10 protein-coding genes are annotated in these 8,658 nt (G+C 69.2%); 2 read left to right on the top strand and 8 right to left on the bottom strand.

The annotated features are described in order from the left end of the window. Both DX914_RS20640 and DX914_RS18825 read right to left on the bottom strand, forming a co-directional pair. Positions 1–201, bottom strand: a 201-nt coding sequence (locus DX914_RS20640) for a hypothetical protein (RefSeq protein WP_231118331.1), incomplete at its 3' end; no start/stop codon positions are given. Positions 202–348: 147 nt separating this feature from the next. Next, positions 349–1,392, bottom strand: a complete 1,044-nt coding sequence (locus DX914_RS18825) for a lipid A deacylase LpxR family protein (RefSeq protein WP_115861689.1) — start codon at positions 1,390–1,392, stop codon at positions 349–351. A gap of 398 nt (positions 1,393–1,790) precedes the next feature. Here DX914_RS18825 and DX914_RS18820 point away from each other — a divergent pair, with 398 nt between their 5' ends. Then, entirely contained in the window at positions 1,791–2,486 is a 696-nt protein-coding gene (locus tag DX914_RS18820; protein WP_115861721.1) for a glutathione S-transferase N-terminal domain-containing protein, read from the top strand. 31 nt (positions 2,487–2,517) lie between these two features. Here DX914_RS18820 and DX914_RS18815 read toward each other — a convergent pair whose 3' ends face one another. The 5 genes from DX914_RS18815 to DX914_RS18795 all read right to left on the bottom strand — a co-directional run bounded on the left by DX914_RS18815 (position 2,518) and on the right by DX914_RS18795 (position 6,354). Further along, a complete protein-coding gene (locus DX914_RS18815; protein WP_115861687.1) occupies positions 2,518–3,663 on the bottom strand; it encodes a T6SS phospholipase effector Tle1-like catalytic domain-containing protein in 1,146 nt (381 codons plus the stop codon). Between the two features lie 66 nt (positions 3,664–3,729). Then, a complete protein-coding gene (locus tag DX914_RS18810; RefSeq protein WP_115861685.1) occupies positions 3,730–4,284 on the bottom strand; it encodes a nucleoside 2-deoxyribosyltransferase domain-containing protein in 555 nt (184 codons plus the stop codon). Positions 4,285–4,338: 54 nt separating this feature from the next. Further along, positions 4,339–5,157 (bottom strand): hypothetical protein, encoded by an 819-nt coding sequence (locus tag DX914_RS18805; RefSeq protein WP_115861683.1) that lies wholly within the window; start codon positions 5,155–5,157, stop codon positions 4,339–4,341. 185 nt (positions 5,158–5,342) lie between these two features. Further along, complete coding sequence (locus tag DX914_RS18800; protein WP_115861681.1) at positions 5,343–5,579, bottom strand: hypothetical protein; 237 nt, start codon at positions 5,577–5,579, stop codon at positions 5,343–5,345. 175 nt (positions 5,580–5,754) lie between these two features. Further along, a complete protein-coding gene (locus DX914_RS18795; RefSeq protein WP_115861679.1) occupies positions 5,755–6,354 on the bottom strand; it encodes a DUF6506 family protein in 600 nt (199 codons plus the stop codon). A 110-nt stretch (positions 6,355–6,464) separates the two neighbouring features. Here DX914_RS18795 and DX914_RS18790 point away from each other — a divergent pair, with 110 nt between their 5' ends. Then, complete coding sequence (locus tag DX914_RS18790; protein ID WP_115861677.1) at positions 6,465–7,370, top strand: LysR family transcriptional regulator; 906 nt, start codon at positions 6,465–6,467, stop codon at positions 7,368–7,370. A 63-nt stretch (positions 7,371–7,433) separates the two neighbouring features. On the opposite strand, the gene DX914_RS18785 is transcribed toward DX914_RS18790, so the two are convergent. Then, positions 7,434–8,651 (bottom strand): RtcB family protein, encoded by a 1,218-nt coding sequence (locus tag DX914_RS18785; RefSeq protein WP_115861675.1) that lies wholly within the window; start codon positions 8,649–8,651, stop codon positions 7,434–7,436. Between the last annotated feature and the right edge of the window lie 7 nt (positions 8,652–8,658).

Raw genomic sequence — 8,658 nt, 5'->3', positions numbered from 1 at the left:
AAGACCCGGAGGGCGGCGCACAGGAGGTGCGCCGTTTTTCGCTGGCACAGGATGTGCCATCGAAAAATCCCGGCGCAAACTTCGCTCTCGCAAGGGAGCTCTGGCGTAGCGTTTTTCTTTGGTTACTTTCTTTTGACGCTTATCAAAAGAAAGTAACCCGGCCGCTTGCGGACGGAAGCTGTTGTTGTTGCTTCCACCCACACACCCACACACCTTCGCAAGTTCGGAGCGGATCGCGGCTCACGCCGCTCCTACAGAAGGCACATCGCGCAGAGACCGAAGCGTTCGTCGTAGGTGTGGATTCGCGGTCGCGGCTTACGCCGCTCCTACCCCAAGGCGAGCAACCGGCTAAAGCGAACGGCTGATGGTGAAACTGCCGAACACCGGCGTCTGCTTCTGACCCTCGAACTCCCGCGTACGGTGATAGCGCGCCAGCGCGAACTTCCAGCGCCCGTACATGAAGGCCAGCCCATAGCCCGCATCGGCGACCAAGGCGCGCTTGTCCACACGGTGGCTGTCGCGGAACGTGTTGCCGTCCAGCGTGATGTCGTACAACACCCAGCGCGCGTCCACCGTCAGGAACAGATGCGCCCCGAACTGATTGGGCCCGCGCACCTTGCGAGTGGGCGCGGTGTTTTCGCCGGCCGGGCGCAGCGGGGTGCTGCCGAAATCGTCGGGCAGGTGGCGGCCGAAGCGCCATTCCGCGCCGGCGTTGGCATAGGTGGCCAGGTTGCCCACGCTGCCGCCGTAGTGGGTGATCGCGTCCCAGCCCCAGGGGCCGTTTTCCTCGTCGCCGGCCGAGTAGCGGCGCATGCGCTCGTGCACCAGGCGCAGCACCGGTTCGTCGTGCAACTGGTTGTCCCAGCCCTGGAAGGTCTCGTCGCCGAGCAGCTTGTGGATCTCGTTCTGTACCTGCTTGCCGTAGGCCGAGGGGCCGACGATGCCGAACTGCAGCTGGGTGGTGCGCAACTCGTCGCCGTTGCGCGCGTTGTAGCCCAGGCTGGCGAGCAGGGCGCCGGCATAGGGGCGGTCGTCCTCGATCAGGTCGTGGCGGCTGTAGTCGGTGGGGGTGAAAATGCCCTGGGCGAAGCTCACCACCATGTTCTGCTGCTCGAAGCCTTCCGGCGTGAGCGCGCTGACGTGGCGGTTGATCCAGCGCGCCAGGCGCGGCAGGCAGGGATCGTCGGTGTAGTCGACCAGGTTGGGCGAGACCAGGGTCAGTTGCACGCCGTTGCTGTAACCCTGGTCCTGGCCGCCGAACAGGTCGTTGTCGACGCGGAAGTTCACGGTGGGCGGCAGCTTGGTGTGACCGGTGACGCAGGTGGTGTCCTCGCCCGCGTGGGCAGTGGCGGCGGCGAGCAAAGCGAACAGCAGCAGGGCGGTGCGGCGCATGGGTGGGGGCCAGGCAGGGGTGGGTGCCGCGTGCGCGGCGAAACAGGTCCAGACTTGGGGGCGGCCGTGGCCGGACGGAAGCGCAGCCGCGCGACGCTGCGTCCTACGGGCAAACGCCGCAAAGCCCGCAGGCTGTGCGCAGCCCGCTAAACTGGCTCCATCGATCGTCGGCATCCGTTCGAACCCGGGACCCGGCGCTGCCCATGCCGGGAACCGCGCCCGGCGCCCTGCCGGCCGGCCGCGCGCTTGAGTTCTGCCGGCGCTGGCCCAACCAAGGCGAAGTCGCCGTACCGGGCATCCGCTACTTGCAGGAAGATGTCCCCGACGAGATCGGCCGCGCGTTGCGCGACTTCGCCGCCGCCGCCGTCCGTGCCGCCACCCCCCACCGGAGCGCAAGCATGATCGACCTGTATTTCTGGCCCACGCCCAACGGGCTCAAGCTCAAGCTGTTCATGGAGGAATCCGGACTGCCGCACCGCCTGATGCCGATCGACATCGGCAAGGGCGAGCAGTTCGATCCGGACTACCTGAAGATTTCGCCGAACAACAAGATTCCGGCCCTGGTCGACCATGAGCCGCTGGGCGGCGGCGCGCCGCTGTCGCTGTTCGAGTCCGGCGCGATGCTGCAGTACCTGGCCGAGAAGACCGGCCGCTTCCTGCCGGCCGAACCGCGGCGCCGCTACGAGGTGCTGCAATGGCTGTACTGGCAGGTCGGCGGCCTCGGACCGATGGCCGGGCAGATCGGCCACTTCAACGTGTACGCGCCGGAGAAGGTGCCCTACGCGATCGACCGCTACACCCGCGAGACCCACCGCCTGTACGGCGTGCTCGACCGGCAGTTGGCCGGGCGCGAGTACATCGCCGGCGAGTATTCGATCGCCGACATGGCCAGTTATCCGTGGATGGTGCCGCATGCCTCGCACGGGCAGTCGCTGCAGGATTTCCCCGAACTGCGGCGCTGGTTCGAGGCGATGGCGCAGCGGCCGGCGGTGCAGCGCACGTACGCGGAGGCGCCGCAGTCGTATGCGCCGAACACCAAGATCAGCGAGGAAGAGCGGAAGGTGTTGTTCGGGCAGGGCAAACCGAAGGGCTGAGTGTGCTCGGCGGTGCGGTTATCGCCGCGCCCTACGAGGCCGGTACGGCGTCTTCGCGCAGGTTGGCCGGGCGGTAGTTTTCGTCCAGCCGCATGCGCTCGTACACGCTCTCGTGCACCAGCGCGCCCGGGCGCTGGATGCGCGGGCGCGAGCGGTGCGGGCGCCAGCGCCGGGTCCATTCGCCTTCGGCGTCCTGGGTGGAATGCGGGATCGGCAGCCATTCCATCAGGCGCCAGTACCAGTGGCGCAGTTCGTCGTGCGCGGGCGCCTGTGCGTGCCTGCGCCATTGCTCGATGTCGCTCAGGTCGGGCAGCGCCGCGTCCTTGCGTGCCTGCGGCTCGATACGCAGGCCGGCGGCTTCGGCTTCGCGCAGCATCCAGGCGAGCGGAATGCGCGCCAATTCGCCGCGGCGCCCGTTCGCATAGCCGCCGCCCACGTCGCCATGGCTGCCGGCGAACCACAGCTCGCGCACGTCCTGGTGCCGATGCGGCGTGGCGCTCCACAGGTTCTGCACGAACTTGCCGCGGCGTTCGTCCAGCGCCACCGCGTGGCGCACCGTGGCCACGCCGCGGTTGCTGGCGGTGTGGCTGTACACGCGCGGCAGCCACGGCGGCCCGACCGAGCTGACCGTGTCCCACAGGCCGAGGAAATGCACCGGCACCGTGCGCGAGTAGCTCTTGCGGAAGCCGTGCATGCGCCGGAAGTAGTCGCTCATCGCGCGCTGCCGCCGCGCCGGGCCGCCGCGCCAGGCGCCGAACGGCGGCAGCCGGGTATAAGTGCGCCAGGCGAAGGCGACCATCTCGTGCATGCCGGCGTGCAGCAGGCCCACGGTGTTGAGCATGGCCGCCAGCACCCGCGCCGAATACGCGCCGCGGCTGAAGCCGAAGATATAGACGCGGTCGCCGTCGCGGTAGACGTCGGACAGGAATTCGTAGGCCGCGCAGACATGGCGCTGCAGCATCCAGCCGCTGGCCGAATCCTGCAGCATCAGCGCGCGCCGACGCAGCGAGCCCATGACCCCGATCGGCTCCAGCGTGCCCACGCCGGGCTGGTAGTAGGCGACCTGCTGCGGCCCCTTTTCGATCATGCGATACAGCCGCTGCACGTTGGTGCGTGCGGCGGCGGGGGAATTGTTGGTGCCGTCCAGGCAGACGACGATGTTGCGCGGTGCGCTCATGCAGGGCCTCGCGTGGGATCGTTCAGTATGCGCCGCGGCGGTCGCGCAGCCTGCGATGCGGCGCCATCAGCGGCGCTCGCGACGCAACTGCGACAGCCGTTCGCGTACCGCGGCGATCAGCGTGTCCAGGCTGTCGTAGCGCGGCACGCCGTAGCGGTCGGCGGCGATGTCCACATTGCCCTTGCGCCAATAGCCGGGCGGGCAGGCCAGCAGCACCTTGCCCGAGCCCGCGTGCAGGCCCAGTTCCAGCAGGGTGACGGGGCTTTGCGACTGCGGCGCGAAGTACATCAGGATCACGTCGCTGCGGTTGAGCGCGCCCAGTTCCCATTCCACCTGCTTGCGGAATTCAGGCTCCTCGGCCACCGGCTTCCAGGCCGGGTTCCAGTCGGCGCGGCGCGGGTTGAGCAGCACCACGCCCTCGTCGGCCAGCGCGCGTTCCACCTGCGCCTGCCAGTCCTGCGCGCCGCCCATGTCGATGCTGCCGGCCAGGAACACCTTGAGCCGGTCGTCGGCGGGCACGGGCTGCGGCGAGCGCACCACCTCCGAGGCCGGCGCGGCCGGTTCGGCGGCGTGCAACGGCAGGGCCGCGAGCAGGCACAGGCCCAGGCAAAAGGCTTTCATCGCGACCTCGGCGGCGGACGCGCCGGAGGGCGCGCCCGCAGTCTAGCCCAGCGGCTATTCCAGTACGCCGGTCAGCGCCGGCTTCCAGGACTTCTTGGCGATGGCCTCGAAGCCGCTGGCGACCGGGTGGATCTCGTTTTCCCATTGCGATGCGGTCTTGAGCGTGCCGCGCGAATCGACCAGGCGCATGTTGGCGTTCTGCGACACGAACGCACGCAGCGCGCGCGCGAACTGGTCCACCAGCCAGGTCGTCAGCACGCGCTGGCGCTTGGCATCGATCAGCCCGACCTGGTCCAGGAACGGCTTGACCCAGGGGCCCTGGGTAAACGGGCCGAGCTTGAACGCCTTGCCACTGGGGTAGATGTAGTCGTAGGTGTGGACATAGATAATGGTCCCCGGCGAGAGCAGGTCGCGCATCTGCACCACTTCCTTCATGTCCTTGATCGCGTAGCGCAGCGCGTGCTCGAACGTCTCCAGGCGCACGTGGTCGAACACCTCGGCTGGAATCTCGCCCCAAGGCCCGCTGCCCACCGACTGCGGTTGCGCGGCGGTCTTGACGAACTCGCGCAGCTCCTCGCCGACGATGTCGTTGCCGCCGTTGGACAGCAGGATCGCGTCGAAGCCGAAGGTGCCGATCTCGCGCTGGATGCGCGGCAGCGCCGCCTTCCACATCGCGCTGTCGCGGCCCGCCACGCCCTCGCGCAGGAACAGGGTGTTCTTGAACAGCCGCGCGATCTGCTTGTTGAGGTCGGTGGGGTGCGGCACGTACTGGAACCAGGAATCGCCGAAGCACAAGGCGCGTTTGGCGTCCGGATGTTTGTCGATCGCGGCCGGGTACTTGCTCAGGGCCAGATTGTTGTTGCCGATGCTCATGCGCGCCTCCGTGTGCGTGGGGATCCTGGGGGTTCCAACGCCGGCCGCGGCGGCGGGCGGACAGGCTTCAGTTTAGGGCGCAGCCGTCTCATCGGCCGCGCCGGGCGGCCGAGTTGTGCTGCCATCGGATGTGCCGCTGCGCGCGAGGGACCTGCCGTCTTGCGGCGCGGCAAGCCCAGGGCCGGTTACAGGCGGATCGCGCCGTGCCAGGCCGCTTCCACGTGCGCGGCCACGTCCTGCCAATGCGCGCGCCGATAGCCGCGCATGCGCGCCCAGCCGGCGGCGAGTTCGTGATGGATGTCGGTCCAGGCGCGGCCGCTGTGGTGCAAGCGCGCTTCGATGCCGTAGGTCACGGCCAAATCCCAGTCCTCGCGCGACAGGCTCACGCGCGACGATGCGGCATCCCATGCCAAATCGTTCATGGCTCCACCTCTCCTTGAGCGGGCCCGTGCAGGAGCGACGATAGCCCCTGTCGGTTAACTATCCGTTACCCGCGCTCGTCTGGCGATAGGTGGAAACGCCTAATGCGTCGCATTCCGGCGCTCGCAGCGCGGCGATAGGGCGGATTTGCGACGGACGGCATTCGCGAACGCTGACTTAGGCCCGGTCCCCGCCCAGGTCCTGCGCGGCGTAGCCGACCACGCCGACCGGAATGCGCGCCTGCACGGCATGGATGACCTGCGTGGCGATCGCCGGGGTCAGCTCGCCATAGAGTTCGATCAGGCCGATGCCCTGTTCCAGCGCGCGACGCGCTTCGGCGGCCGCGGCCTCGGCATCGGGCACCGCCACCACCGACAGCGCGGCGTTGGCGTAGGCGTAGCGTTCCTGTCGCGGGTCGCTGCCGGGCAGCAGCAACAGCAGCAAGGTGGGTACGGCTTCGCCGTCGCTGAAGCGGCTCTGCACCCGCGCGACCTGTTGCAGCGATTCGAAGCCGAACGAGACCGCGCCCACGCGCACCCGCGCGCCGACCACGGCCGCGGTGCGCGCCTGCCAGGCCACGCCCATGCCGCCGCAGAGCTCGATCCGCGGCACGCCGGCAGCGGCGCTTTCGCGGGCGATAGCGAGCGCAGCGTCGGTCGCGGGGATCAGCACCAGCTCGGTGGCGGCAGCGCCGCCGCCCGCGAACAGATGGCGATCGCGGGCGGGGTCGGCGCCGGGGACTTCGACGATCACGGTGCGGCGGGGCTGAGTGTTCATGGCGGGTCTCGATGGCGCCCGAGGATTCGGGCCGTGGAACCAGCCTGGACCCTGGCATGCATCTGGAATAGTGATTAAATTTAGGCTTAACCGATCTATTGGATAGATCAATGATCGAACCACTGACCCTGGACCAGCTGCGCGTGTTCGTCGCCGTGGTCGACACCGGCAGCTTCCGCGCGGCCGCGGCGCAACTGCGGCGGGTGCAGTCGGCGGTGAGCCACGCCATCGCCAACCTGGAAAGCCAGCTGGGCCTGGCCTTGTTCGACCGCAGCACGCGGCGGCCGCAACTCACCGATGCCGGCCGCGCCCTGGTCGCCGACGCGCGCGCGGTGCTGCGCCGTAGCGACGCCTTGCGCGCCCGCGCGCATGGCCTGCATGCAGGGGTGGAACTGCAACTGGCGGTCGCGGTGGACGCGCTGTTTCCGCTGCCGCGGTGGGCGCAGGCGCTGAGCGAGTTGCGCGCCGCGTTTACGTCGCTGGCGCTGCGTTGCTGGACCGCACCTTTGGGCGCGGCCGTGGCCGATCTGCGCGAACGCCGTTGCGACGCGGCGATCACGGCGTTCGACACCGACGATGCAGGTCTGTCTATGCATGCCCTGGCGCCGCTGGTGCAGGTGGCGGTGGTCGCGGCCTCGCATCCGCTGGCCGCACGCTGTAGGGGCCGTGCCCTGCTCGATGCGGTCGACCTGGCCGAGCATCTGCAGCTCGCGGTCGAAGACCCCACGCCACTCAGCGCCGGCCGCGACTACGGCGTGCTCTCGCCCGACACCTGGCGCGTAGGCGACTTGCAGACCAAGCACGCGCTGATCCTTGCCGGCGCCGGTTGGGGCAGCCTGCCGTTGTGGTTGGTCGAGGCCGATCTGGCCCAAGGCCGGCTGCTGCGTGTGCCCGCCGCGGCCCTGGGCAAGCGCGGCGAAAGTCGCGCGCGCTGCTGGTTCGCGCACCGCGCCGACAGCGCGCCGGGCGCGGCCGCACGCTGGCTGCGCGATCGTCTCAGCGCGGACGCGGGCTGAGGTCCGCGCAAAAAAGAGCGCCGTCCGAAGACGGCGCCCGTAGCCCAAACCCGAAGGCCGGCTTCAACCTTTGATGCAGATCACCTGGCGCAGCGTGTGCAGCACCTCGACCAGGTCGGTCTGCGCGGCCATGACCGCGTCGATCGACTTGTAGGCCGCCGGAGACTCGTCGATCACCGCCGCGTCCTTGCGGCATTCGACGTGCGCGGTGGCCTCGCGGTGCTGCTTGAGGGTGATGTTCTGCCGCGCCTGGGTGCGGCTCATCACCCGGCCGGCGCCGTGGCTGCAGCTGTGGAAGCTGTCCTCGTTGCCCTTGCCGCGCACGATGTAGCTGCACGCGCCCATGCTGCCGGGGATGATGCCCAGCTCGCCCTGGCGCGCGCTGACCGCGCCCTTGCGGGTGACCAGCAGCGACTCGCCGTGATGCTGTTCGCGCTGCACGTAGTTGTGATGGCAGTTCACCGCCATCTTCTCCAACTGGAACTTGGGCAAGTGCTGGCGCAGCTCGTGCAGCACGCGAGCCATCATGGCCTCGCGGTTGTGGCGCGCGTAGTCCTGCGCCCACGACACCGCTTCCACGTAATCGTCGAACAGGGGCTCGCCTTCCAGGAAGAAGGCCAAGTCCTTGTCCGGCAGGTGGTAGCCCAGCACGCGCCGCTCCAGTTCCCGCCGCGCCCGCTCGATGAAGTAGGTGCCGATCAGGTTGCCGGTGCCGCGCGAGCCCGAATGCAGCATCACCCACACCGCGCCGCCTTCGTCCAGGCAGATCTCGATGAAGTGATTGCCGCCGCCCAGCGTGCCCAGCTGCTTGTCGACCTTGTCGTAGCGGATCTTGGGGTGCTTGGCGCGCACCGCCTCCAGCCGCGTCATCAGGCCCGACTGGTCCAGCCGGCTGTCGATGCTGTCGGGCCGCTTGCGGTGTTCCCCGCCCGGGCCGTTGCCGACCGGGACCACGCGCTCGATCGCGCAGCGCAGCCGCGCGAGGCTGTCGGGCAGGTCCTTCGCGCGCAGGGTGGTGCGCACCGCGGCCATGCCGCAGCCGATGTCCACGCCCACCGCGGCCGGAACGATCGCGCCGCGCGTGGGCACGACCGAACCCACGGTTGCGCCCTTGCCCAGGTGCACGTCGGGCATCACCGCCACCCACGGCCCGACGAAGGGCAGGGCGGCGATGTTCTGCAGCTGGCGCTGGGCCTGCTCGTCCAGCGGCACGCCGCGCACCCAGCCCTTGATCGGCGTGGGCGCACCTTCGGCATGCAGCAGTTCGTATGTATGACTCATGGTGGTA

Origin of the sequence: Lysobacter silvisoli, assembly GCF_003382365.1 — a bacterium.
In the GTDB taxonomy this organism is placed as follows: domain Bacteria; phylum Pseudomonadota; class Gammaproteobacteria; order Xanthomonadales; family Xanthomonadaceae; genus Lysobacter; species Lysobacter silvisoli.
This window is presented reverse-complemented; position numbering and strand designations above follow the sequence as displayed.